At 36.0% G+C, this 25,764-nt stretch carries 25 protein-coding genes; 24 read left to right on the forward strand and 1 reads right to left on the reverse strand.

From position 1 onward, the window contains the following. The first annotated feature begins 440 nt into the window (after positions 1-440). The 4 genes from AC6IWN_RS00325 (at position 441) to AC6IWN_RS00340 (ending at position 3,993) form a co-directional block, all read left to right on the forward strand. Positions 441-1,301, forward strand: coding sequence for a YitT family protein (locus AC6IWN_RS00325; RefSeq protein ID WP_497989934.1), 861 nt, complete (start codon positions 441-443; stop codon positions 1,299-1,301). Positions 1,302-1,375: 74 nt separating this feature from the next. Continuing rightward, entirely contained in the window at positions 1,376-2,062 is a 687-nt protein-coding gene (locus tag AC6IWN_RS00330; protein WP_497989936.1) for a YkgJ family cysteine cluster protein, read from the forward strand. Positions 2,063-2,161: 99 nt separating this feature from the next. Continuing rightward, positions 2,162-3,097: a DMT family transporter gene (locus AC6IWN_RS00335; protein WP_497989938.1), complete on the forward strand. Its 936-nt coding sequence runs from the start codon at positions 2,162-2,164 to the stop codon at positions 3,095-3,097. Positions 3,098-3,156: 59 nt separating this feature from the next. Continuing rightward, entirely contained in the window at positions 3,157-3,993 is an 837-nt protein-coding gene (locus AC6IWN_RS00340; RefSeq protein WP_497989940.1) for a potassium channel family protein, read from the forward strand. Here AC6IWN_RS00340 and ymfI read toward each other — a convergent pair whose 3' ends face one another. Continuing rightward, complete coding sequence (ymfI, locus tag AC6IWN_RS00345; RefSeq protein ID WP_497989942.1) at positions 3,994-4,725, reverse strand: elongation factor P 5-aminopentanone reductase; 732 nt, start codon at positions 4,723-4,725, stop codon at positions 3,994-3,996. Positions 4,726-5,038: 313 nt separating this feature from the next. On the opposite strand from ymfI, the gene AC6IWN_RS00350 reads away from it, so the two are divergent. From AC6IWN_RS00350 to AC6IWN_RS00445, 20 genes are all read left to right on the forward strand, one after another. Continuing rightward, the gene (locus AC6IWN_RS00350) at positions 5,039-5,866 is read left to right on the forward strand and encodes a hypothetical protein (RefSeq protein ID WP_497989944.1); all 828 of its coding nucleotides are present in this window, start codon (positions 5,039-5,041) and stop codon (positions 5,864-5,866) included. Between the two features lie 126 nt (positions 5,867-5,992). Next, positions 5,993-6,868, forward strand: a complete 876-nt coding sequence (locus AC6IWN_RS00355) for a YitT family protein (RefSeq protein WP_497989946.1) — start codon at positions 5,993-5,995, stop codon at positions 6,866-6,868. Between the two features lie 191 nt (positions 6,869-7,059). Next, a complete protein-coding gene (locus AC6IWN_RS00360) occupies positions 7,060-8,175 on the forward strand; it encodes an ABC transporter ATP-binding protein (RefSeq protein ID WP_497989948.1) in 1,116 nt (371 codons plus the stop codon). A gap of 341 nt (positions 8,176-8,516) precedes the next feature. After that, on the forward strand, positions 8,517-9,605 hold the full coding sequence (locus tag AC6IWN_RS00365; RefSeq protein ID WP_497989950.1) for a PucR family transcriptional regulator: 1,089 nt from the start codon (positions 8,517-8,519) through the stop codon (positions 9,603-9,605). 127 nt (positions 9,606-9,732) lie between these two features. Then, complete coding sequence (locus tag AC6IWN_RS00370; RefSeq protein ID WP_497989952.1) at positions 9,733-10,971, forward strand: S41 family peptidase; 1,239 nt, start codon at positions 9,733-9,735, stop codon at positions 10,969-10,971. A gap of 332 nt (positions 10,972-11,303) precedes the next feature. Next, on the forward strand, positions 11,304-11,579 hold the full coding sequence (gene flgM / locus AC6IWN_RS00375; protein WP_497989954.1) for a flagellar biosynthesis anti-sigma factor FlgM: 276 nt from the start codon (positions 11,304-11,306) through the stop codon (positions 11,577-11,579). Positions 11,580-11,606: 27 nt separating this feature from the next. After that, a complete protein-coding gene (locus AC6IWN_RS00380; RefSeq protein ID WP_497989956.1) occupies positions 11,607-12,119 on the forward strand; it encodes a flagellar protein FlgN in 513 nt (170 codons plus the stop codon). A 20-nt stretch (positions 12,120-12,139) separates the two neighbouring features. After that, positions 12,140-13,873 carry a flagellar hook-associated protein FlgK gene (gene flgK / locus AC6IWN_RS00385; protein WP_497989958.1) on the forward strand — a complete coding sequence of 578 codons (1,734 nt, stop codon included), beginning with the start codon at positions 12,140-12,142 and terminating at the stop codon, positions 13,871-13,873. A gap of 29 nt (positions 13,874-13,902) precedes the next feature. After that, complete coding sequence (gene flgK / locus AC6IWN_RS00390; RefSeq protein ID WP_497989960.1) at positions 13,903-15,759, forward strand: flagellar hook-associated protein FlgK; 1,857 nt, start codon at positions 13,903-13,905, stop codon at positions 15,757-15,759. Between the two features lie 42 nt (positions 15,760-15,801). Continuing rightward, complete coding sequence (gene flgL / locus AC6IWN_RS00395) at positions 15,802-17,286, forward strand: flagellar hook-associated protein FlgL (protein ID WP_497989961.1); 1,485 nt, start codon at positions 15,802-15,804, stop codon at positions 17,284-17,286. An 83-nt stretch (positions 17,287-17,369) separates the two neighbouring features. Then, a complete protein-coding gene (gene fliW / locus AC6IWN_RS00400; protein ID WP_497989963.1) occupies positions 17,370-17,837 on the forward strand; it encodes a flagellar assembly protein FliW in 468 nt (155 codons plus the stop codon). A 1-nt stretch (position 17,838) separates the two neighbouring features. Then, positions 17,839-18,060: a carbon storage regulator CsrA gene (gene csrA / locus AC6IWN_RS00405; RefSeq protein ID WP_497989965.1), complete on the forward strand. Its 222-nt coding sequence runs from the start codon at positions 17,839-17,841 to the stop codon at positions 18,058-18,060. Between the two features lie 394 nt (positions 18,061-18,454). Further along, the gene (locus AC6IWN_RS00410) at positions 18,455-18,862 is read left to right on the forward strand and encodes a flagellar protein FlaG (protein WP_497989966.1); all 408 of its coding nucleotides are present in this window, start codon (positions 18,455-18,457) and stop codon (positions 18,860-18,862) included. A gap of 12 nt (positions 18,863-18,874) precedes the next feature. After that, positions 18,875-20,416 carry a flagellar filament capping protein FliD gene (gene fliD / locus AC6IWN_RS00415; RefSeq protein WP_497989968.1) on the forward strand — a complete coding sequence of 514 codons (1,542 nt, stop codon included), beginning with the start codon at positions 18,875-18,877 and terminating at the stop codon, positions 20,414-20,416. Positions 20,417-20,480: 64 nt separating this feature from the next. Next, positions 20,481-20,855, forward strand: coding sequence for a flagellar export chaperone FliS (fliS, locus tag AC6IWN_RS00420; protein ID WP_497989970.1), 375 nt, complete (start codon positions 20,481-20,483; stop codon positions 20,853-20,855). Between the two features lie 34 nt (positions 20,856-20,889). Next, positions 20,890-21,387, forward strand: coding sequence for a hypothetical protein (locus tag AC6IWN_RS00425; RefSeq protein WP_497989971.1), 498 nt, complete (start codon positions 20,890-20,892; stop codon positions 21,385-21,387). 167 nt (positions 21,388-21,554) lie between these two features. Further along, complete coding sequence (locus tag AC6IWN_RS00430; RefSeq protein WP_497989973.1) at positions 21,555-22,376, forward strand: flagellin N-terminal helical domain-containing protein; 822 nt, start codon at positions 21,555-21,557, stop codon at positions 22,374-22,376. Between the two features lie 188 nt (positions 22,377-22,564). Beyond that, a complete protein-coding gene (locus tag AC6IWN_RS00435) occupies positions 22,565-22,870 on the forward strand; it encodes a DUF8042 domain-containing protein (protein WP_497989975.1) in 306 nt (101 codons plus the stop codon). 24 nt (positions 22,871-22,894) lie between these two features. Further along, entirely contained in the window at positions 22,895-24,718 is a 1,824-nt protein-coding gene (locus AC6IWN_RS00440; RefSeq protein WP_497989977.1) for a motility associated factor glycosyltransferase family protein, read from the forward strand. Positions 24,719-24,736: 18 nt separating this feature from the next. Then, on the forward strand, positions 24,737-25,762 hold the full coding sequence (locus AC6IWN_RS00445; protein WP_497989978.1) for a glycosyltransferase family 2 protein: 1,026 nt from the start codon (positions 24,737-24,739) through the stop codon (positions 25,760-25,762). Positions 25,763-25,764: the final 2 nt, after the last annotated feature.

Consider the following 25,764-nt stretch of genomic DNA (forward strand, 5'->3'; position numbering starts at 1 on the left):
AGAAATAAAAAAGAAAAATCATATAACAATAAATTTGTATGGTTCCTCTTTTTTTGTAGCTCTTTGCCAAGTATTTGCAGAGTGTACTTGAGATGGGTCGTGCAATTAATCCGTCCCAAGTAGAAAGTATAAACATAGGGACAACAAAATTAATCTGGATTGATAGAGCCAATTATAACTAAGGTCATATTTTGAAATAGGATATAAAAATTAAAACACTTGTTGAGTTTTTGATACACTTATGATATAAATATATGGAAATGAATATTTAGTAAAGTATTAGGCAAAGCCTTGATCCACGTCTGTTAGGGAAAATCTTAACAGACGTGTTTTTGTTTACATGGGAATATAAATGTATCTCATAGATAAAAATTGCATCAAATAGTTTCGCACTTTGAAAGTATGAAATTTTGTTTCAAATGAAAGGATTGATGATAAGAATGAAGAAAAGAGTGCTGTTGGAGATTATTATGATATTATTCGGTAACTTTTTATATGCGTTGGGAGTTGTGTTATTTATTATACCTTCGGGATTGATAACCGGTGGCACAACTGGTATTGCGCTTTTTTTGAATCATTACCTTGGTATTTCGATATCGGGCTTTGTTCTACTGTTTAATATCGCAATGTTTTTGGTTGGATACTTCGTACTTGGTAAAAAGTTTGCTATCACAACACTTCTCAGTACATTCTGTTTTCCGCTTGCATTGGCGTTGTTAAATCGTATTTGTGGCAACTATATTTTAACGAATGATATCTTTTTATGTACCTTGTTTGGTGGAATCTGCATCGGTACTTCGATTGGTCTGGTAATCAGAGCTGGAGCCAGTACGGGTGGAATGGATATTCCTCCATTGATATTAAAAAAACATTTGAGAATTCCGGTATCGATTAGCTTGTACATAGCGGATTGTGTGATTTTAGCACTTCAGGCTTTTTCGAACGACAGGGAAAAGATTTTATACGGAATTGTGCTTGTCTTAACATATACCATTATCATCGATAAGCTTCTTATGGTGGGTACCAATAAGATGCAGATTAAGGTGGTCAGCAATCGTGCAGCAGAGATTAAAGAGGTCATACTCACAGAGATTGACCGCGGTGTCACACTTCTTCATGGTATGACCGGTTATCTGGAACAGGAAACCGACATCGTATTGAGCGTGGTCTCAAACAGAGAGCTTAGTAAGGTGGAGAAGCTGGTACATAATATCGATGAGAATGCATTTGTCATGATAAGCCGTGTTAGTGAAGTGAGAGGCAGGGGCTTTAGTGAAGGAAAAGAATATCTAAAGAAATAAACAATTGAAGCCTTATTCTTACTGTGATAAAATACGCGTATTAGTGCTAGATGAAATAAAGTGAGGGATATATTATGAAGAGAAATTGCAGCCTTGAAGAAATCTCGGATGGCAAGTTATATGAATTAGATGATCTGGTTGAGGTAAGCTGTAACGGCTGTAAGGGGAATGCCTCCTGCTGCCATGGAATGGGCAGTTCCATCGTACTAGATCCGTATGATATATATCGTATTACAAGTGGACTTGGCAAAACCTTTGAAGAATTACTTACAGATAAGCTTGAGCTTAATATGGTGGACGGTGTAGTTTTGCCTAATTTAAAGCTGACAGGAGAAATGGAAGCCTGTTCTTTCCTAGCGGAGAACGGAAAGTGCACGATTCATGCGCACCGTCCCGGGATATGTAGAATCTTCCCATTGGGCAGATACTATGAAGCTCATGATTATAAATACATTCTTCAGCTAAATGAATGTCAAAATGCTTCCAAAACACAGTCTAAAGTGATAAACTGGATTGATAATGATCAACCGGAAGAGAATAAGCAATTTTTGATAACCTGGCATTATTTTTTAAATGATGTGGAGAGTCTTGTTCGTAGTATGAAAGAGGAACAACAGATTAAGCAGCTGATTATGTATGTTTTAAATCAGTTTTATGTAAAGAGCTATGATCAGGAAGAAGCATTCTACACTCAGTTTAATGAGCGATATGTGAAAGCCGCAGAGATCGTCAAAAAGCTATCTGTAGTCGGGAAGGAATAAAAGTGAAAGATAAATCTTTCACTAACAAAGTTTGTGCCTGTGTAATCCTTGGCTCAAACTTTATATGCGCATAAAGTATGCGCATGGATGGAGGTAAGGATGAAACAAAATCAAAAATTACAAGGTCACGTGGCAGCCTTGTTTACTATCTTGGTATGGAGCACAACTTATGTCTCCACAAAAGTATTATTGACGGATTTTACTCCGATAGAAATCTTATATATACGCTTTATCATAGGGTTTATAACCTTATATCTGGTGTATCCCCACCGTATGAAGTTTACCGGATTCAAGAGAGAACTTACAATGGCGGGTGCCGGATTATGTGGAATTACCCTGTATTTTCTGATGGAGAATATTGCTCTTACCTATACACTCGTGTGCAATGTGGGAATTATCATCTCGGTAGCTCCGTTTTTGACGGCATTGATTACGCATATATTTATGAAAGGCGAAGAACAACTTCGCTTGAATTTCTTTATTGGTTTTATATCTGCAATGATTGGTATCTGTTTAATTAGTTTTAGTGGTGCGACAAAGTTTCAGCTAAATCCGATAGGTGATGTATTGGCTTTTTTGGCAGCAGTTGTATGGGCAATTTACTCTGTATTATTTCGTAAAGTCAGTAATTATGGTTATCACACTTTATTAACAACAAGGAGAATATTTCTCTATGGCGTGATATTCATGCTGCCGACTCTAGTCTTTATGGACTTTTCTCCGGACTTTAATTTGCTGTTAAGACCGGTAAATCTGTTCAATCTTATTTTTCTGGGTGTGGCGGCATCGGCGATATGCTTTGCTACTTGGAATTTGGCAGTAAAGATACTTGGTGCAGTAAAAACAAGTGTATATATCTATATAGGGCCTGCTATAACGATACTAACTTCGGTTATAATATTACATGAGAAACTTACTTGGTTAGCAGCATTGGGATCGTTGCTGACTTTTACAGGATTATTGTTATCTGAGATGAAAATCGGTCATAGGCCTAAGTTAGATACGGTTAATGATGAATCAATTCAAGAAAGTTAATGCAGTTATTATGGGTGAGGGGATAAAAGCATAATAATAAAATGTTAGGAGAAACCCTTATGGATGATGTATTCATATTATTGATTACTATGGTCATGTTATTATATTTTATACAGATTATATGGAGTAGCAGAAAGTATCTCATGAAATATCTCTCATCAGTAGGTGGAAAAAAACCTACCGATATTCGCATAAAGCCAATAGTTTGGATTCCGTTTGTAGTGATACACGGTATTATTGGATTTATCGTCGGATTCATCGTATATCGTAAGGAAAGTGACGGATTGGTAAGCTTTCGTATCTTTTTATCAATTATCGTAGCATTGGTGTTTTTGGCGCTTTTGTATGCTTTTTATTTCTTCTTTACTGTAATCGTAAAAGAAGTTATTTATATGAATGATCGTACCATCAATTGCATTTTAATATATTCAGTCCTATCCTGTGCCATTCTATTTTCACAAATTCAGAGACATGATATTAGTTATCCGAAGGGCTTCTTATGGATTAGCGGAGTCTTATACGTGGTCAATATTCTAGGCGTAGGACGCATCATCTGGACGATATTAAATAAGAAAATACTCGTAAAAAGCATATGGAGTCTGGCTATTATCAATACCAGCTTTGCCATCATAGCCCTAAGTAATCTGGTTTATGAAATACAGGCGGTTTATCCGACGCCATGCTATAGCCGTACGATAAAGTCCTGGGGAGATGCTTTGTATTTTGTTGTGATTTCTTTCTTTACTGTTGGATATGGAGACCTTTATCCGCTTCGTGAAACGACTAAGTTATTATCCATGGTAATAATTTTATCCGGTTTTACCTTTACCGCGGTATTCGTATCTGCAGCACTTTCCGCTACGATAGAGCATTTTGGAGATGCCCATAAAAAGTAATTATATCCAACCACCATCAAGCCCGATGATTTGGCCGGTCAGGTATTCGTTCTTGTAGGAGAGTTGATATACAAGATCTGCCACTTCCTCTGCTTTGCCCAAGCGTCCGGTAGGGATTTCATCAATCAGTTGCATTAATTCGTCATCTCCCAGAAATTGATTCATCTCCGTATCGATGGCACCGCAGGAGATTGCATTGACCTGAATGTTACTAGGAGCTAGTTCCTTCGCCAAGGCCTTTGTTAATGAATTCATCCCTCCTTTTGAGGCGGAGTAAGCTACTTCACAGGACGCACCTACATTTCCCCACACAGAGGAGATATTGATGATTTTACCTGACTTGTTTCTCACCATATCAGGAATTGCTAGGGAGCAGCAATTATATACGGAGGTAAGATTGGTGGTAATAACCCGATTCCAATCCTCAGGAGACATATCCGAGAACAGACCAATATAGGAGATACCGGCATTATTCACCAATACATCAACCTGTCCATACAATTTTTTGATTTGTTGAAATAGTTCTTTTGCATTCTCGTAAATTCCCATGTCCCCCAAATAAGCATGACAGGATACCTGATAGGATTCAATCTCTGCTTTTGTTTTTATAAGAACTTCTTCGTTATGTGCACAATTTATGATCACATGATATCCTTTTTTTGCGAATTTCACGGCAATAGCCTTCCCGATTCCCCGTGAAGAGCCTGTAATCAGTACGGTTTTCTTATTCATTTATCTCACCTAACAACATCAAATTTACTGATCTTTGATATGTTTCCTTTCTATATTAATATAACGGTAAAGTATATTCGTTCAAGGCAAACCCTCAACTACATTGTTTTAACTATGCATGATGATTATGCCATAAGTTACAGAATTTATGGGATTAGTATACCACAAATCATTCATTTAATAAAGAAATCGCACAGAATGTTACATTGATATGCGCAGAGCTGTGTGCTAGAATAATGAATAAGAAGTCTTTTATGCATCAGCATGGAGGCGAGTTTTATTGGCGCTAGAAGGCGACGGAATGGAGAGTGTTATGAAACGTAAAAAGAAAAAGTTATTTATTCATATTTTTCTTAGAACAACAATATTGTTATTGCTGTTAATCACGGCAGGATGTTTGACCTATTATACAGTAATGCTCTATTGGCAGCCGAATGATAAGAATTCCAGAAATGCATTTCAGGAGGATACGAAGCCGGTTAAAGTTACCGCAATCGGTTCGGATAATATATCAAAGAATTTAATATTTAGCTATAATAAAGAGGATAATGAGATTGATGCAGTATTATTGGAGATATTAGATTGCAAGAAAGATAGATTGACTTATCTTACTTTACCAGTAAATACACAGTTGACCATGAATCCTACTCTTTATCAGAAAATGGCACTTGGTAATCCGGAGATGCCACAGATGTTTAAATTATCTGCACTAACTGAATATATGGATTTTAAAAAGTCACCGCTTGATAGTGTGAAAATACTTGCTGGTGTACTGGATACCAGTATTAACTATTATACCGTGATTCCAAGTGATTTCTATGATGATATGTATCTTGGCAAGGATGTACAACAGCCTGATAATAGTGGAGTAATAACTAAATATTCTTTTAAATGGGCATATCAGAAAAAATTGAATACACTAAGCTCTGAAGAAAAGGTGAAAAATTACATAAAAGATAACTATTCCGATGTGAAGTCAAATCTTCCTATAAAAGAGAAACTCTCTTTATCAAAGCATTACAGTAAAATAAAAACCAGAGATGTATCTTTTGAACTTTTGGAAGGGAAAAGTATGAATAGCGGTTATGCAATCGATAATTCTGTAGTACAGCAGCAAGTGGAGGATATTGCTAAAAAATAATATGCTTAAACTTCCTATGCAATATATATGGGATTGTTGTGTTTGCTGATATATGTATAAACTTTATTGGATGTGTATACTCTAATTATAATGATATTTGCCTTTTCAAAAGGAGTGGACGGATTAATGAAAATTAAGAATGAGCTTTTTGTGATCTTAAAAAAGTATGTTGTTATCATATTTGGATCAATATTAATGGCACTTTCCGTTAATCTGATTTACGAACCGTTAGGCTTGGTTACCGGAGGTGTATCCGGTGTAGCTATCATTGTAAAATATTTAACTATTAATATCGTTCTGGGAGGCTTTCCGGTTTGGGCATTCACTGTATTGTGCAATGTGCCTTTGTTTTTACTTGCAGCCAAGGTAAATGGTATTAAAAGTCTGATTGCAAATCTATTCGGAACCGTATCGTTTATTCTCACACTGATGTTAATCCCGGTATATGATTTAAAGCTCCATGATATGCTGCTTTCATCAATTATGGGTGGAATTATAGGCGGTGTAGGTATTGGATTAGTGTTTTCATCACAAGCTTCCACAGGAGGAACTGACTTGTTGGCTAGTATTATCCATACTACCAGGAGACATATATCAATCCCTCAGATACTTGGCTTTGTAGACGGAGTAATCATATTGTCAGGTGCTTTTGTTTTCGGCTTAGGGAATGCTTTGTATGCTATTATAGCTGTAATCATAACTTCAAAGATATCTGATGGAATTCTTGAGGGCCTTAAATTTGCTAAGATGGCATACGTTATCTCGGATCATTATGAGGAGATTGCGAATGCGGTGATGAATCAAATTGGAAGAGGAGTAACCGGGGTCAGTGCCACGGGTATGTACTCGAATAAGGATAAGAAAATGTTGTTTTGCGTGGTGTCAAAAAAAGAAATTGTAAAAATAATCGAAATTTCAAAGAAAATTGACCCGAATTCTTTCGTGATAGTAAGTGATGTTAGAGAGGTAATGGGAGAAGGTTTTATTGAATATAGACAGTAACACAAATGATATTTTAACGTATTATCGGTAAATCTACTTATTTTCGGACCAAATATACAAATTATACAAAACCGAAAAATCTATTTTGTTAAAATGGGATATGGTACTTGCAAGTTAAATGGTGTATCATACAAATATAGTAATTGTACAAGAATATAGGACATGTACAAAATTTTAGGAGGATATATAAAATGGCAAGTGTATCATTAAAGAACATATGCAAGCTGTATCCAGGCGGTGTAGCTGCAGTTAAAGATTTCAACCTTGAAATAGCAGATAAAGAATTTATCATCTTCGTAGGACCATCCGGTTGTGGAAAATCAACAACACTTCGTATGATCGCAGGTTTGGAAGAAATCAGCTCCGGTGAATTATGGATTGGCGACAAGATGGTTAATGACGTGGAACCTAAGGATAGAGATATCGCGATGGTATTCCAGAACTATGCTTTGTATCCACATATGACAGTTTATGATAATATGGCTTTCGGTCTTAAATTAAGAAAAGTTCCGAAGGATCAGATCGATAAGCAGGTACGTGAAGCTGCTAAGATCCTTGATCTTGAGCATTTATTAGAGCGTAGACCTAAGGCTCTTTCCGGTGGTCAGAGACAGCGTGTCGCTATGGGTCGTGCAATCGTTCGTAATCCTAAGGTATTCCTTATGGATGAGCCTTTATCAAACCTTGATGCTAAATTAAGAGTTCAGATGCGTATCGAGATCGCTAAGTTACATGTAGGATTACAGACAACAATTATCTATGTAACACATGATCAGACAGAGGCTATGACTCTTGGTACAAGAATCGTTGTTATGAAAGATGGTTTAATTCAGCAGGTTGATACACCTCAGAAATTATATGACAATCCAAAGAATCTCTTCGTTGCAGGTTTCATGGGTTCTCCTCAGATGAACTTCATTGACGCTACTATTGTTAAGAAAGATAATGATGCATATGTAAACTTCGGTTCTCACTCCGTTAAACTTCCGGATGCAAAAGCTAAGAAAGTTCTTGATGGTGGTTACGAAGGTAAAACAGTTGTTATCGGTATCCGTCCAGAAGATATTCATGATGAAGAAGTATTCATCAATAGTTCTAAAGATAGCGTAGTAGAAGCAACTGTAACAGTATACGAGTTATTAGGTGCAGAAGTATTCTTATACTTCTTGGTTGATGGAACATATAACATCACAGCACGTGTAAATCCTCGTACAACAGCAAGACCTGATGATACATTAAAGATTGCATTTGATATGTCTAAGTTACATGTTTTCGATAAAGAAACAGAGCAGGTTATTGTTAACTAGTATTGAATATAATATGATTTTAAGGGAACACGAAAGTGTTCCCTTTTTGTACTATTTTTTTACTTATGAATATGATTTCATGTGATTGGTGTTTAGTAATTAACTGATTTTAGTTGAATTGAATTTATTAAGTTTGATTGAATTAAATATTAAAATATTATAAAATAACATAGTTTATTTAATATACTATTATTTAAACTTTTAATTTTGATAAAATTACACGAAAAAAGTTATGTTTTTTTGATAAAATTGGTTTACTTATGACGAAATGGATGATAAAATATCTTTCATATACATGTATTTTAAAGAAAAACAGAAATATAATATAAAGGAGCGGTAATATGATTTCCAATCAAATTCTCCAAAGTACGATTGACGGATTAAAGGGCATCACACGTATCGATATCTGTGTAATGGATACGGAAGGTAAAGTGTTAGCTACTACGATAGATTATGCAGATCAATATGAAAGTGCTGTATTAGCGTTTGTTGCATCCCCTGCTGATAGTCAGGCGATACAAGGGTATCAATTTTTTAAGGTGTTCGATGAACATCAGTTAGAATATGTGATATTGGCAAAGGGCGACAGTGAAGATGTATTTATGATTGGAAAGATTGCTTCTTTCCAGATACAAAATCTCCTTATAGCTTATAAAGAGAGATACGATAAGGATAACTTTATCAAAAACTTATTGCTCGATAATTTGCTTTTAGTAGACATTTATAACAGAGCAAAGAAGCTTCATATTGATACAGAAGCGAGAAGAGTAGTTTACATCATTGAAACCAAGAATGAGAAAGATGCGAATGCATTAGAAACAGTAAGAAGTCTTTTCTCAGGAAAAACGAAGGATTTTATTACAGCGGTAGATGAAAAGAATATTATCCTGGTGAAGGAAGTTAAGCAAAGTGAATCATATGAAGATCTGAATAAGACAGCCAAGGTAATCTTAGATATGTTGAATACGGAAGCAATGACTAAGGTACATGTTGCTTTCGGTACGATAGTAAATGAGATTAAGGATGTTTCCAGATCTTATAAAGAAGCAAAGATGGCACTGGATGTTGGTAAAATCTTCTATAGTGGGAGAAATGTTGTTGCTTACAATAACTTGGGAATTGGACGATTGATATATCAGTTGCCGATGCCGTTGTGTAAAATGTTCATAAAGGAAATCTTTGAAGGAAAATCACCGGATGATTTTGATGAAGAAACATTAACAACAATTAATAAGTTCTTTGAAAATAGCTTGAATGTATCAGAGACCTCCAGACAGTTATATATCCATCGTAATACATTGGTTTACCGTTTGGACAAATTGCAAAAGAGTACAAATCTTGACCTGCGTGTATTTGAAGATGCAATTACATTTAAAATCGCACTTATGGTTGTGAAGTACATGAAATACATGGAACAACTGGATTATTAGAAAAAAGGCTGTTGCAAGACATGGAGAGAAAGTAGATGTGTTTTGTAGCAGCCAGTTTTATCGAATTTATTATGACCCGAAGAACTAGCACAGCATGTTTCTTTCGGTTCGTAGAATGGAGGTATCTATGAAGAAGAATTTTTGGACCGGAGTAATTGCAGGATTATGCGGAACGCTGGTTTTGGTTTTGATAATCGGCGCTGTATTGTCCTATGCGCTATTTGGAGTGGGGGATAAGAAAGCATCAAATGCGTCCGGAAGTAAGTCGACTGCAACGGAAGATATTCCATACGATAAAATAGTTAATAAACTGACCTTTCTGCAAAAATTGGTAGATGATTATTATTTGAAGGATGCAAAAAATGTATCCTTTGAGGATGGTATCTATAAGGGGTTTATCGCCAGCCTTCAAGATCCGTACTCGGTTTATTACAACAAGGAAGAATATAAATCATTAATGGAGGGTTCTTCAGGTGTATACTGTGGTATAGGTGCCACCGTCAGTCAGGATGCGAAAACAGGTGTGATAACTATTGTAAAACCTTTTTCGACAGGACCTGCATATAAAGTCGGAATCTTACCAGGTGATATACTCTATAAAGTGAATGATACTTCTGTTACCGGTGTGGATTTATCCAAGGTGGTAAGTAAAATGAAGGGCACAGAAGGTACTAAGGTTAAAATATCGGTTATGAGAGAAGGTAAGAGTGAGCCTCTACAATTCACTGTTACACGGCAGAAAGTTGAAATTCCTACGATAGAATATAAGATGCTTGATGATAAGATTGGCTATATCTTGATTTCTGAATTTGATGAAATAACAGTGGAACAATTTGTAGCAGCAGTGGATCAACTAGAGAAGGATGGAATGAAAGGCTTAGTCGTTGATGTAAGAAATAACCCGGGTGGGTTGTTGACCTCGGTTGTCAAGATTTTAGACCGATTATTACCACCGGAGTTGGTTGTATATACGGAAGACAAAGCGGGACATCGTGAAGATGAGAAAGCAGTAGATAAAAAGAAGGTAACTGTTCCGATGTCTGTATTGATTAACGGACAGAGTGCCAGCGCTTCTGAGATATTTGCAGGAGCATTACAGGATTATAAAGTTGCAACATTAATTGGTACCACAAGCTTTGGAAAAGGAATCGTTCAAAAGGTAATTCCTATATCCGATGGAACAGCGGTTAAGCTTACGATATCGAAGTATTATACGCCGAATGGAAGGAATATTCACGGAACAGGTATTAAGCCCGATATTGAAGTGAAATTGAATGAGGATGTACAGAAATCTGCAATCATTCCAATTGACAAAGACAATCAGTTACAGCAAGCAATAAAAACAGTTAAGAGTAAAATGAAATAATTGTTATATGCTCGAATATATTGCTCTTGAAGATAAAATAGAAGTGTAAAATTGGAGAATAGATGTATAATATTAAGAGTTTTTACGAATTGATATTACTTGAAATAATGTATCTAGCGTTATTTCAAATGATTCAATTTGTAAAAACTCTTTTTGTTGAAAATACATGGAAAGTGAAGGAAATTAATGTGTTTTAAAGGAAAATGAGGAGATTTGAAGATATCTTTATATAGAAATTTTAAAAATACCTATAATGTTAATTGCAAAACATCCGATAAATATTGTATAGATAAGAATTTAGTGGAGTTCTAATTAGATAGGTGGTGATTCGAATGCGTATCGATGCGTTCAATAAAATCAATGAAGTTTACAAAGCAAGCAGTGTAAAAAACGCTTCAAAAGTAAAAGGCGGAAACTTCAACGATATGCTTGAGATTTCCCAAACGGGAAAAGATTATCAGGTAGCAAAGCAAATAGTTGCACGCACTCCGGACATCAGAGAAGCAAAAGTGAATGATATCAAAGCCCGCATGGAAGCAGGCACATATCACGTAAACTTGGAAGATGTTGCCGGCAAACTGATAGAACAGGCTGATGATTTAGTATAAAAGCCTGCATAGGAAAGAGGGTTTAAAGTGGCAAGTTTAATTGATGAATTGATTGATACCCTTGAAAAAGAATATGATATTTATCAAGAACTCATTCCAATAGCGAATCAAAAGACTCAGGTCATCTTAACAAATGACCTGGATTCTTTGCAGGCGATTACAAATATGGAACAGACTGCAATCGATCAGATTAACGTGTTGGAACGTAAAAGAGAAACTATCATGGTAAACATTAAAACGGTGATCAGCCGTAAGGAAGAATTAACAATTAAATCATTGGTTGACTTATTGGCCAACCAACCGAAGGAGCAGAAAGCTCTGTCTATTGTACGAGATAAATTAAGAAATACAATTCTTGCATTCGATGAAGTTAATAATCGAAACAAATCATTAATACAACAATCCCTAGAAATGATAGAATTCAATATGAATTTTATTCAAAGCACACGGATGTCGCCAGGGAGTAATACTTACACAAAAGGAGCTTCAAAATACGAGGCGCAAGCCAGTGGAACAGGGATGTTCGATGCGAAGCAGTAAGAGCGAGGTAAGGTGAAACTATGAGTTCAATGAGTAGCTTATATGTTGGTGTGACAGGTCTGAATGTTAGTCAGGCAGCTTTGAATGTAACAGCACATAATTTAGCCAATGTGGATACCAAAGGCTTTGTAAGACAGCAGGTGGTATTGACTGATTTCAATTATATTAAATTAGGTGAATCCTATGCATCTTCAATGCAGAAGGGTCTAGGTGCGAATTTTGCCACTGTAAAGCAGGTGAGAGACTCTTTTTTAGACCAAGCCTACCGTCAGGAAACTGGCAGACAGGCCTTTTATGAAGCACAGTATGCTGCTGTGAATGAGGTGGAAGGATATTTTGGTGAACTACAGGGGGAAACCTTTCAAGATACGTTAGGCAAGCTTTGGACATCTTTACAGGAGCTGGCAAAACAGCCTGATAGCGTAGTTGCAAGATCATCTTTTATTCAAACTGCAGTAACATTTACGGAACGAGCGCAAAACATAACATCACAATTAAAAGATTATCAGATTAATTTGAATACTCAAATTCAAAGTCAGGTAAACCGCATTAATGAGATCGGTACAAATATCAAAGATTTAAATCTAAAGATCAGGCAATATGAAAGTACTGGTGTTGAAAAGGCAAATGATCTTCGCGACGAGCGTAATAATCTTCTTGATGAATTAGGCAAGTATGCGAATATTACATATAATGAAAATTCGAATGGTATCGTAGAAGTTAATCTGGAAGGCGCAGCCTTTGTTACAGAGGATCGTACCTTTAAATTGGACACCGTTAAGATGAGCGATGATTCAGAGATGATTAAGCCGGTGTGGACGGATCGTGGCGGGATTGATGTATTCAATCTTGACAGAGTTCCGGACTCTGCTAATAATACGGATATCGGATCATTGAAAGGTTTACTGGTATCCAGAGGATCAAAGCAGGCAAACTATACTGATATACCACTCCGTAGTAACTTCTCATCAGATGCATTATATAATTCTGCGGTAGATAAATATAACAAAACGGTGGATTCTTCTGTAATCATGACGATGCAGGCTGAATTTGATCAGTTGATACATGGGATAACCACAGCGATTAATGATGTGTTGAGTCCCAATAAAGAAGTGACACTGGCAGATGGATCAAAAGTAAAGATACTTGATACGGATAACGCTCCGGTTGGTATTGATCCCGAAAAAACCGCCGGTGAGGCGTTGTTTAGTCGTAAATCGATGAGTCGTTATGGAGAACCTCAGGATATCGTGATCATTGATGCGGACGGTAATTATCAAACCATAACCGGTGCTAGAATCTATAATGAGGAAGATCCAAGCAATAATTATTCCTTATTTACCTCCGGCGAGATTGAAGTAAACCCAAAAATTATGCAAAATTACGCATACATACCGCTCTCCAGTAACAGTGGATCCGGTGATTATGATATTAGTACGGTGAATAAGCTTATGGCGAAATGGCAGGATGCTTTTGCTACTTTGTCCCCTAACACATTAACAAAGAATAATTTTAATGATTATTATACATCCATGATTTCTGGTTTAGCAAATCGTGGTCAGCAGTTGAATACAATCAGTGTTAATCAGGCATCAACAGTAGATAGTATTGATAGTAAGAGAATGGAAGTTGCAGGAGTATCTTCTGATGATGAGTTGACTAATCTGATTAAATATCAACATGCATATAATGCATCATCACGTTATGTTAATGTAGTAAGCGAGATGCTTAAAGATATTATTGAAAAACTTTAGCAAAATGATGCAAAAGTGAGGTGAAAACGATGAGTTCAACATTCTTTGGACTAAATATTGCAAAATCAGGTTTATACGCGTATCAGGCAGCGTTAAATACAACGTCACATAATATCAGTAATGCTGAAACAGAAGGATATAGCCGACAGGTTATGGGTCAAAAGGCCTCAAAGGCATTGCAGATGAACAGCAGTTATGGTATGGCCGGAACCGGTGTGGCAGTGACTGGAGTGGTTCAGCAACGAGAGAATTACTATGATATGAAATACTGGAAGAGTAGCACTTTATATGGTGAGTATTCAAGTAAATCACACTATATGAGTGAAATAGAGAATTATTTTAACGAAGTGAGTGTTGACGGATTCACCACTGCTTATAATTCTTTAAATGACAGCTTACAGGAACTGCAAAAAAATCCTTCCAGTGCAACGGTTCGTACACAGGTTCTTAATTATGCAAAAAGTCTGACGGAGACCTTCAATTCTATTTCTCAGAATCTGCAAAGCATCCAGCAGGAATGTAATTTTGAAATACGTAACCAGGTGGATAAGATTAATTCAACAGCCCAACAGATAGCTGCTTTAACCAAGCAGATTAATACGCTTGAAGTAAGTGGCGGCACTGCGAATGATTTAAGAGATCAGCGTGCTCTATTAGTGGATCAGCTTTCAGAAATCTGCAATATATCGGTATCGGAAAAAGTAGTTGGAGCAGATGTTGGTGTTACAAGCTATGAAGTGAAGCTTGACGGTGTAACACTTGTGGATGGTATCAATACCAACAAATTAAAAGTAGTACCGAGAGAAGAAAAAAAGAATCAGAATGATATAGATGGTTTATATGATATTCAATGGGATAGCGGACAGTCATTTAATGAAAGAAGTGCTTCCTTGAGTGGATATCTACAAGGATTATTAGAAGTACGCGATGGTAACAACCAATTGAATTTCAGAGGTAAGACCAGCGTGGAGACCGGAGATAACTATGTTACCGTATCCGATTCTAATATCACAGACGTCGATAAATTGAATATACCTGAGACGGGAAAGATTATAATCGGTAATAGGGAGTATAGTTATACTGGTTTTGAATTTAATCTGGACTCTGAAGGGAAGATATCCGGTTATACCTTTGAATTAAAAGATCCTGTGACAGTCGATGCTGCAGATGTAGATATAAAAATTGGCGAAAGTATAGATTATAAAGGCATTCCGTATTACATGGATCAATTAAATCAGTTGGTTCGTACTTATGCGAAAGCATTTAATGATATTCACAGATCGGGTGTTGATCTTCAAGGTAAGCCAGCCGCGGATTTCTTTACCGGAACAAGTAAAGTAGATGGTAGAAACTATACCTTTGATCCAATCAGAGGGTCGGAAGACAGTGAGTATTATGATTACACCACTTATAATTCAGGAACCGGTGGTTATTATACTGCCGTACCTAGTGGACAACCTCTTTACGGTTCTTATTACTTTGTAACAGCTGCTAACTTTACTGTTAATGAGGACTTGATTAAGAATCCAAAGCTGATGAGTACCTGTACCGATATTACCAACGGACAGGAAAACAATGATATTGTAGACAAGTTACTTGCTCTGAAAAACAATAAGATGTTATTTGATCAAGGAAGTGTGGAGGGATTTTTCCAAACCCTGGTAGCGGAGATTGGTATTGACACAAACAAAGCGGATACATTTTCTAAAAGTCAGAGTGACATTCTTGACACGATTAAAAACCAGAGGTTATCCATATCAGGTGTTGACGCTGATGAAGAAGCAATGAATCTGATAAGATACCAGAATGCATATAATCTGTCCGCAAAGTGTATTACGATCATGAATGAAATATATGATAAATTGATAAATGATATGGGCGTTTAGGTAAGCTGCTGGTGATAGTAGCTTTGGTTAGGAGGATATGAGATGAGAATAACCAATAAAATGATGACGAATAATATGATGAGCAATATTAATAAAAATAAGCTCAATATGAACACGTTGGAAGAGCAATATTCCAGTGGTATGAAGATACAGAAACCATCAGATGATCCGATAATTGCGGTGAGAGCGTTAAAGCTTAGAACAAATCTGTCTGAACTAACGCAATATTATGAGAAGAATATACCGGATGCACAAAACTGGTTGGATGTTTCGGAAAGTGCGTTGACTACAGTTAATGATGTATTATCACAGGTAAACACCTATTGTGTGCAAGGCAGTACGGATACATTAACACCGAAAGACCGTTCCTATATAGCGGAAAATCTGGCACAACTGAAACAACAGATTTATCAGGAGGGTAATACAAATTACGCCGGTAGATATGTTTTCACCGGATATAAGACGGATAGTTCCCTGCTCTTTGATGAAAGCAGTAGTACCTTATCCTATACGATTACACAGAATATACCTGCTACAGAGATTCAATCGATTAATAAGGTAACAGGAAGTTATACATTAAGTGATTTTGATGATACGACGAATGACTTATCTCAACCACCACAGATGAAGAGTGCTTATCGAATTCAGCTGGCTTATAGTAAACTGGATTCCACTCCTCCGACCAGTATTCGTTACTTTAAGGATGGCGTAGAACAGACACCGATTACGAGTAATATAAATTCTGTTTCTTCAGCAGATCCAAATGCTTATTTACCGGGTCCTGATGATGTGAATTATTTGGCTGATACCGGTGAACTTATACTTGGTTCAAATGTATACGCTTCGCTTCGTACTGCGGATAACATGAAGATTGAATATTCAAAGACAGGATTTGATAAAGGAGATTTAAAGCCAGAGCATTATTTTGATTGTACGATGTCGGATAGTGCCAAACCGGAGCTCGGAAATGTTACTTTTACGAAGGCTGAAAGTCAACCGATTCAATATGAAGTGAATTTTAATCAGAAACTTACAATAAATACAGAGGCTTCGAATTCAATTACGCATGATATTGGTAGAGCGATTGATAATATTCTTCAGTCGGTGAATGATGTTACCAATGCAGAATCGAAACTAGATGAAGTAAATAAGCGTTTAGCAGATCCAGCCCTGTCACAAACAGATAAAGATCGTTATACGAAGTTGAAGGACCAGCTCAGCACGGAATTACAATTGAAAAAAGAAGTGATGCAACAAGCTTTTTCCAGTGGAAATACAGTTTCTACTAAACAACAGGATAAGGTAAACACAGCGGTAGCAGATTTGGGAAGTAGATCCGTACGATTAGGTCTGGTTGAAAATCGTCTATCTAGTCAGCAGGTGGATTTCACTGATTTGTTATCTAAGAACGAAGAGGCAGATGTCGTCGAGACATATATAAAGTATGGTTCTGCACAGACGATATATAATGCTTCCTTGTCCGCAGCTTCTAAAATAGTAAAGAATACTTTGTTAGACTATTTGTAAGAATAATGATGTAAAGTAATAGGAGTCTAGGTATTAAATTGGGACGACTACAAAAGATAGCAGTTTGAAAGGAAGGCGTGAACATGCTGGTTAAAACAAGACACTTTGGTGAAATTGATTTGGATGAGAGTAAAATTATTTATTTTGAGAACGGCATCTTAGGTTTTGAAGACTGCAAAAAATATACATTATTATATGATAATGATGAAGGCGAAAAACCGGATATAACTTGGCTACAAAGTCTAGATGAAGCAGCACTCGCCATACCGGTAATCAGCCCGTTCCTTATAAAACAGGACTATAATCCGGAGGTTGAGGATGAGCTGCTTAAACCGTTAGGCGAATTGAATGATGAGAATGCAGCAATATTTGTATCAGTAACCGTACCTGCAGACATTGAAAAAATAACGGCTAATTTGAAGGCGCCATTTATTATTAATGCAAATGATAAAAAAGGTGTCCAAATTATAGTTGAGAATGCAGATTATGAGGTGAAATACCATTTTTATGACCAGCTGATGGCATATAAAGCAGCAAAGGAGGGCAAATAATATGTTAGCCCTATCAAGGAAAGTAAACGAGTCAATTATTATCGGTAATGATGTTGAAATAACTGTCTTAGAGGTGAAGGGAGACCAGGTTAAAATTGGTATCAGTGCACCTAAGTCAGTCCCGATTTACCGAAAGGAGATTTATTTACAGATTAAAGAATCAAACAAGGAAGCAGCTGAAACTTTCGCATCGGAGGAAGCAATTAAGAAATTGTTTAAATAGAATTGAAATTAAGTAATCAATAATTAAATATTAGCTGGAAGCCTCTAAGTACGCTTGACAGGAAGTCAAAGTACCTGGAGGCTTTTATGCTTTATATAAGCGACACATGAATGCGTTTTAACTTATTGAAGACGCATTTAACTTTCTTGAAATGACAATTAACTTACTTGAAGAGACTGGTTGAAGTCTTTTTGGACATCCTGGATTTGAAGTACATAAATATTCCTATTATTTTTAACGAAAAGATATAAACATTTTTAATAGTTTCACCGATATATTGACTAGATGATAGCTTATGTTATCGTAAACACAGTCAAGGATGGCAGATGTTGAAAATTTACCTTTAAACAATAATTTTGTTTAAATCAATGTGAACACACGGAGGTGTAATATTATGGCTTTGGATGCAATTAACGGAACTACGTATGGAAATGTATCGAATTCATCGGTGCGTAATAAGGAGGAGTATCCCGCAGATACGTCTCTAAATTTAAAAGAAATATCGATTACAACAAAAACTCCTCGTTCCGGTCAAACGGATAGTAATTTGGGAGAAGTGCAAACGGAAAGAGTGCCAAATGATAGTCAAATTAAGGATGCTATTGCGAAAATAAATAGCAAGATTAAAGAACATCGAACCAGATGTGAATTTACATATCATGAGGAAAGTAACCGTATTTCGATAAAGATGATCGATGAAGCAACCGATGAGATAATTAAAGAAATCCCACCTGAGGACACAATAAAAATGGCAGATAGATTATGGGAGATGGCGGGGATTTTAGTAGACGAAAGAAGATAGTGAGGTGGTTTTATGGCAATTAAGTTATCAGGTATGATTTCAGGTATGGATACTGAGAGCATGGTTACCGAATTGATGAAGGCTCAAAACCTTAAAAAAACTAAAATACAGGATAAAATTACTACAACACAGTGGAAACAGGATAAATGGAATGATCTGAATCAAAAAATATATGCAATGTATACAGGGACATTATCCAAAATCAAGTTACAATCAAGTTTTATGACAAAGAGTTTGACTTCATCCGATGATAATGCTGTTTCAGCAACTGCAGGAACTACTGCATCCAATGGTATTCATTCTATTAAGGTTGGGCAGTTAGCAAGTTCGCAATTTGTGACAGGTGATCAGTTAACAACCGATATTAATGGTAAACCAATCGATTTGGGAACTAAGCTCGTGGATTTAGGATTGACTGACGGAACTACTAATAAGATAACGGTTACAACGGAGAAGACTACACAATCTTTAACCATAACTGATTCTACTACTGTCATTGATGTTGTTAATACATTAAAAAGTGTAGGACTGAATGCGTCTTATGATGCAAGCCAAAATAGATTTTTCATAAGCTCTAAAGAAAGTGGAACTACCAATGCGTTTTCGATTCAGGGATCTGGTGTGGATATGACTAAGCTGGGTCTTAATGATATTACATATACAAAGGACGCCAATGGAAATTTAACATTTAACAATCCGGGTAATGTAACTTTGATCAAACCCAAGAACGCAATATTTAAGTATAATGATGCAGAGATGACAAGTGCATCCAATGTGGTAACGGTGAATGGGTTAACCCTTACATTAAAGAATATCACTGCCGGTTATGGTACTTCGAATGAAAGCGCAGTTAGTCTTAATGTAAAAAACAATGTTGATGAAGTTTATAATACCATTAAAGCATTTATTACGAATTATAATGCGGTGTTAATGGAAATGAATAAAGATTATGATGCACCATCAGCACGTGGATATGATCCACTTAGTGACGATGAAAAAGAAAAGATGACAGACTCACAGATTGAAAAGTGGGAATCAAAGATTAAGGATTCGCTTTTACGTAGAGACGATACTTTGAGATCACTCACTGATACTATGAGAAGCAGTATGGGACAAAATGTGCAAGTAAACGGTAAGACATATTCCCTTGCAACGTTTGGGATAGCTTCTGCAAACTATACAGAGAAGGGATTACTGCACATTAATGGAGATAGTGAGGATAGTCTTGTATCAGCCAATGAAAATGCCTTGAAAAAAGCCCTTCAGGATGACCCGGATACGGTTATGAATGTTCTGAATACTATTGGCGGAAAGATGTATAGTGATTTAACCGATAAGATGAAAAGTACAACGATGAGGAGTGCATTAAAACTCTATAATGATAAGGAACTTTCATCGAATTTAGATACTTACAAAAAAGATCTCTCCACTATGGAGAAAAAACTGGACGATATCCAGAATCGGTATTACAAGCAATTTGCAGCCATGGAATCTGCTATGGCCAAATTAAATTCACAAAGTTCAAATTTCCAATCTATGATGGGATCAAAATAGGTTTATATAAGTTGAAAACAATTTGAACAACGATGTTAAGCAATAAAAATCAGGAGGATATAGTATGGCGTCAAATGCAAGTGCAGCATATATGGACAGTAAAATATTAACGGCTAGCCCGGCAGAACTTACATTGTTACTTTTTGAAGGAGCTATAAAATTTTGTAATTTGGCAATAATTGCAATAGAGAAGAAAGAGCTTGAAAAAGCAAATATTAATATAATTAAAGCGGAAAGAATTATTTCTGAGTTGCGTGCCACATTGGATTTTAAGTATCCGGTTGCAAAGGAATTTGATAATGTATATAAGTATGTTTATGATAGAATGCTTACAGCTAATATGAAAAAAGATACTGAGATACTAGACGAGGTATTGGAGCATATCAGAGAAATGAGAGATGCTTGGAAAGTGGTTATGAAAACTGCTAAGACAGCATAATTAATCCGTTAATAATCCAGAGAGGGTATATAAAATGGAATTAGAAAACAGCGCGGCTAAGCAGACCTATATTCGGATATTGACAGAATCGCTTATAAAAAAGATAAAAGTACTTGATGAATTGCTCTTATTATCCCAAAAACAGGAAACGGTCTTGAATGCAGCTGAGTTTGACGAGCAGGAGTTCATGAATATTGTTGATCTAAAAGATGGATTCTTGGCACAGCTCGAGAAGCTGGATCAAGGTTTTGAGCAAATATATCAGAGTGTTCAGCAGGAATTAGTGGACAAGAAGAATTTATATCAGAGTGAAATAAATAGGATGAAGGAACTGATTGTTGAATTGACAGAAAAAAGTGTCAGGCTTCAGGCTCTTGAAAAGAGAAATAAATCAAAAAGCGAGACAGTGTTTTCGAGAAAACGTCAAGAGATTGGGCAATCTCGAATGAGCAACCGACAAGTTACCAATTATTATAAAAATATGGCGGAACAAAGAGAAACGCAATCTTATTTTTACGACAAAAAAAAATAAAAAAAATTATAATTCGGTATAAAGTTTTATTTCAGAATGCCGATATATAATACAGGTAAGACAACTTACTAAATTTATTCCTAGATGGAGCGTACGGCCGGAAGGAACAAATCAAAATTTAAGTAGCATGGAAGCTACTAAATTATAATTTCAAGGAGGAATTGATTATGATAGTTCAACATAATATGGCAGCAGCCAACACAAACAGACAGTTAGGTGTAACAGCTGGTAACTTAGCAAAATCTACAGAGAAATTATCTTCTGGTTACAAAATCAACCGTGCAGGTGATAATGCAGCTGGTTTGACAATTTCCGAAAAGATGCGTGGTCAGATCAGAGGTCTTGATCAGGCTTCCACAAATGCACAGGATGGTATCTCTTTAATCCAGACAGCTGAAGGTGCTCTTAATGAGTCCCAGGCTATTCTTCAGAGAATGAGAGAATTAACTGTTCAGTCATCTAATGATACTAACGTTACAGCAGATCGTCAGGCTATCACAGAAGAAATTTATGCTTTATCTCAAGAAGTTACACGTATCGGTGAGCAGACAGAATTCAATAGCATGAAATTACTTGATGGTACTTTCAGTGCTGGTAAAGATCTTCAGGTTGGTGCTAACTCCGGTCAGAACATTAACTTCAAGATTGGTAAAATGACTGCATCTGTATTAGGTCTTGATGGTATCGCATCTAGCGTTACTTCTTACGGTTCTGCTACTACAGCAATCGGTATTGTACAAAGTGCTCTTAATCAGGTTTCTACACAGAGATCTGCACTTGGTGCTTTACAGAACAGATTAGAGCATACAATTGCTAATGCTGATAACACTGCTGAGAACTTACAGGCAGCTGAGTCCCGTATCCGCGACGTTGATATGGCTAAAGAAATGGTTAAATACTCCAAAGACAGCATTCTTCAGCAGGCAGCACAGTCAATGCTTGCACAGGCTAATCAGTCTACACAGGGTGTTTTATCATTATTACGTTAATCAATTAAACATCATAGTTAATAAAAATAGGACTGACGTTGAGTCAGTCCTGTTTTTTAGAATAATCTTATATAAAGTGAAGGGAAAGCGAAGTATATTACATCCTTTCATGTAATGTATATTGGCTTAACCGCGAAAATTGAGAAACCCTTGAAGGTGTTTCTTATAGTTCGTTATGGAGGAAAAATTTGAATCTTTCAGATAATATAATGACAATTATTGAAAAAATCGAACGAATGGCAGAATGTTTTTACCAACAGAGAAAATCAGAGGGATATGATCATCTTAATCAGATATTAGTCTTATTAGGAGAAATTTCTGAGAGTTTATCACAGTACCAGAATAGTGGATTGGATGGTTATAAATTAGAATTCAATCAGGTGCTGATCCGTGGGATGGAGTCAATAAAACAACAGGATACAGTCTTGATCGCCGATATATTTTATCATGAAATGGCAGGATTATTAATTGACATCCGAAACACCATACAATAACATTCTCAAAAAAGAGGTGAAAACATGAGTGACTTCCAAATGAATATGGAATGTTTGAAGATTAATCGACCGTCTTTATACAATGCCGTTCAGAATTATAAAAATGACGAAGAAGCATTACAAATATCATCACAAGCAACGATTAGTAATGAGCAGGCGTTGTTTTTACAAATGAAGGATAAAAGTTATCGCCTGAATAGTATTTATAGTCCTGCTTTTGAAGCGGATGTTTGGGTGGATCAATATAAATTTCAAGAAATAAATAATCATATATTAATGTTTGGGTTGGGAAATGGTGTTTTTCTTAGAAGCATCATAAAAAGGCTTCATACGAGTGATCTCGTATTAGTATACGAACCAAGTCCAGAGGTTTTAATGCATGTCCTTAAGTACTATGATCTTAGGGATATCATTGAGAATGAGCATATCGTTATTGCAGTAGAGGGGATGAATAGTAAAGAGTTTCATTTTTCTTTATTTGAAGTAATGAATGTGACAAACCTTAAGAGTATCATTATATGTAATCATCCATTCTATAATGAGATATTTGAAAAGGAATGTGTTGTATTTTGGAAAGAAATAAGAGATAGTTATACATCGGCTATTATGAATGTAAACACTGAAGTTCTATTCGGTGAAAAATTCGTTGATAATATTTTGAAAAACTTATTTTACTTGAAAGAAAGTAATTCAATCGCTGATATAAAGGAGATTATTCCTGAAGGATTACCCGCAGTAATTGTCGCGGCAGGGCCTTCAGTTGAGCAGAATATAGAAGCACTAAAGCGTATTAAAGGGAAAGCGGTTATCTTTGCGGTAGACAGGATTCTTGATTATCTTTTGGACTCCGGCATTGAACCTGATTTTGTCGTTACAATTGATCCGGACAAGCCGGTGGAATATTTTTCTCGAAGAGATAATATTACAATTCCATTGATTATGTTTACGCAGGCTAATCATGACGTACTTAATGTTCATAAGGGAAGAAAAATTATCTGTAATTGCTCCTCTTTTTTATGGGACGCTTACAAACGTAATCAAAAAGAAGTGCCGTCTGTCTATTCCAGTGCGTCGGTAGCTACTGTGTCCTTTACGGTATGTATTGAACTGGGATTTCGCACAATTATATTAGTTGGCCAGGATTTAGCATACAAGGGAACAGTAAGTCATGCTGGTAGCGTGGAGGAAAATTATGGTGATGATAAAGATGTTATGGTTGAGGATATCAATGGTAATATGATAAAGTCCCGGTATGATTGGAAAAACTTCACCATATGGTATCAAGATGTAATAGGCATATATAAACACATCACTGTAATTGATGCAAAGACGGAAGGTGCTAAAATAATTGGTACAACCGTTATGCCATTAGAAGAAGCAGTTGAAAAATACAGCAAGGGGAATGCGGATATAACCGGTTTAGTAGAGGCACTAGAACCTACCTTTAACAGGGATGAGATAATCAAAATACGGGAATATTTATCGGAGAACTTTAAGGATGCGGATTTACTGATTAAAAAGGCAAAGAAAGCCATTCGCAATTGCGATTTTTTGATAGGAGCGTATCAATCAAAGAAAAATACAACTGATCAAATAAATGACAAGATAAGAGCAGTAACCAGCATCAATGAAGAAATAAGCAATCATGTTTTATATTCCTTACTAGATAAATATATAATGTCATCTGCAGTTCATGAAATAGCAACCCTATATCATTTTACCGGAGATACCGTTGCAGATAATATTAAAACCTATGAAAGAGCAAAAGGGGTATTTCAGTCAATCGTAGAGGGCTTGGAGTATATTAAGCCAAGGCTGGAGGAAGCAGAAAAGCAATTGAACGGATAGGGAGAGGACAAATAAAAGATGAATAAACTAATCAGTGTTATTATTCCATGTTATAATGTTGAAAAATTCATTGATCGTTGCATGGATTCTTTGATTAATCAGACAATCGGGTTACATCGTTTAGAAGTGATTGTTGTAAATGATGCATCAACTGATCATACACTGGATAAGTTGAAAGAATATGAAAGTCGCTATCCTGAAGATATCTTAATTGTTGACCTTCCGGAGAACATCAAGCAAGGCGGAGCGAGAAATATCGGACTACAATATGCCTCGACTGATTATATTGGTTTTGTTGATTCCGATGATTGGATCGAGTCGACTATGTATGAACACTTATATGAAAAAGCAATAAAATATGATTGCGACCTGGTTTCCTGTAAATTTAAACGCGTACTTGAGGAAGGATCTCCGATGGGACGTACGGGTAAGGATGATCAGCTATATTTTATTGAGACGGAGCTGGACAGAAAGAGAATTATTATAGATGGTCTGGAAGGTGGAATATGGTGTAATTTATATAAAAAAAGTATTATTCTAGAGAATGAATTGGTGTTTCCTGAACGAATTACTTATGAGGATAACTTATGGTTACCGGTATTGTTGCTATATATTGATAAGGTATATATACTTGAAGAATATCTATATCACTACTTTGTAAACATGCAATCGACGATATTAAGTAAGAATTCTTACCATCATCTAGATCGATTGATGATTGAATTGATGAAATTAGAGGAATATAAGAAGAGAGGGGTTTTAGAAAAATATTATAGAGAATTTGAATTCCTTTTTCTTAAAATGTATTTTATTAATACCTTGAATATTCTATTTACAAGATTTGACCGATTTCCGGAAGGGATTTTTGATTTAATGCAAGAGGGCGTAATAAAGAATTTCCCTGATTATGAAAATAACCCTTACCTTGAAAGTATGAGCAATACGGAACTGTATTTCTTGTCCCTTGTAAGCATTAAATTAAATGTTGAACAGATTGAGATACTCGGCGACAAATATAGAAACGAAACTCTTTTTACGAATTAAAA

This window comes from Variimorphobacter sp. HTMS_6 (assembly GCF_059717775.1).

What these genes read in the sequence shown, in the direction of transcription:
- AC6IWN_RS00440 (WP_497989977.1), top strand. Translation starts at nt 22,895, where the DNA reads ATGAGTGACTTCCAAATGAATATGGAATGTTTGAAGATTAATCGACCG.
- AC6IWN_RS00330 (WP_497989936.1), top strand. Translation starts at nt 1,376, where the DNA reads ATGAAGAGAAATTGCAGCCTTGAAGAAATCTCGGATGGCAAGTTATAT.
- flgL (WP_497989961.1), top strand. Translation starts at nt 15,802, where the DNA reads ATGAGAATAACCAATAAAATGATGACGAATAATATGATGAGCAATATT.
- AC6IWN_RS00360 (WP_497989948.1), top strand. Translation starts at nt 7,060, where the DNA reads ATGGCAAGTGTATCATTAAAGAACATATGCAAGCTGTATCCAGGCGGT.
- flgK (WP_497989960.1), top strand. Translation starts at nt 13,903, where the DNA reads ATGAGTTCAACATTCTTTGGACTAAATATTGCAAAATCAGGTTTATAC.
- flgK (WP_497989958.1), top strand. Translation starts at nt 12,140, where the DNA reads ATGAGTTCAATGAGTAGCTTATATGTTGGTGTGACAGGTCTGAATGTT.
- AC6IWN_RS00370 (WP_497989952.1), top strand. Translation starts at nt 9,733, where the DNA reads ATGAAGAAGAATTTTTGGACCGGAGTAATTGCAGGATTATGCGGAACG.
- AC6IWN_RS00410 (WP_497989966.1), top strand. Translation starts at nt 18,455, where the DNA reads ATGGCTTTGGATGCAATTAACGGAACTACGTATGGAAATGTATCGAAT.
- flgM (WP_497989954.1), top strand. Translation starts at nt 11,304, where the DNA reads ATGCGTATCGATGCGTTCAATAAAATCAATGAAGTTTACAAAGCAAGC.
- fliS (WP_497989970.1), top strand. Translation starts at nt 20,481, where the DNA reads ATGGCGTCAAATGCAAGTGCAGCATATATGGACAGTAAAATATTAACG.
- fliW (WP_497989963.1), top strand. Translation starts at nt 17,370, where the DNA reads ATGCTGGTTAAAACAAGACACTTTGGTGAAATTGATTTGGATGAGAGT.
- AC6IWN_RS00355 (WP_497989946.1), top strand. Translation starts at nt 5,993, where the DNA reads ATGAAAATTAAGAATGAGCTTTTTGTGATCTTAAAAAAGTATGTTGTT.
- AC6IWN_RS00335 (WP_497989938.1), top strand. Translation starts at nt 2,162, where the DNA reads ATGAAACAAAATCAAAAATTACAAGGTCACGTGGCAGCCTTGTTTACT.
- AC6IWN_RS00430 (WP_497989973.1), top strand. Translation starts at nt 21,555, where the DNA reads ATGATAGTTCAACATAATATGGCAGCAGCCAACACAAACAGACAGTTA.
- AC6IWN_RS00365 (WP_497989950.1), top strand. Translation starts at nt 8,517, where the DNA reads ATGATTTCCAATCAAATTCTCCAAAGTACGATTGACGGATTAAAGGGC.
- ymfI (WP_497989942.1), bottom strand. Translation starts at nt 4,725, where the DNA reads ATGAATAAGAAAACCGTACTGATTACAGGCTCTTCACGGGGAATCGGG.
- fliD (WP_497989968.1), top strand. Translation starts at nt 18,875, where the DNA reads ATGGCAATTAAGTTATCAGGTATGATTTCAGGTATGGATACTGAGAGC.
- AC6IWN_RS00445 (WP_497989978.1), top strand. Translation starts at nt 24,737, where the DNA reads ATGAATAAACTAATCAGTGTTATTATTCCATGTTATAATGTTGAAAAA.
- AC6IWN_RS00350 (WP_497989944.1), top strand. Translation starts at nt 5,039, where the DNA reads ATGAAACGTAAAAAGAAAAAGTTATTTATTCATATTTTTCTTAGAACA.
- AC6IWN_RS00425 (WP_497989971.1), top strand. Translation starts at nt 20,890, where the DNA reads ATGGAATTAGAAAACAGCGCGGCTAAGCAGACCTATATTCGGATATTG.
- csrA (WP_497989965.1), top strand. Translation starts at nt 17,839, where the DNA reads ATGTTAGCCCTATCAAGGAAAGTAAACGAGTCAATTATTATCGGTAAT.
- AC6IWN_RS00325 (WP_497989934.1), top strand. Translation starts at nt 441, where the DNA reads ATGAAGAAAAGAGTGCTGTTGGAGATTATTATGATATTATTCGGTAAC.
- AC6IWN_RS00340 (WP_497989940.1), top strand. Translation starts at nt 3,157, where the DNA reads ATGGATGATGTATTCATATTATTGATTACTATGGTCATGTTATTATAT.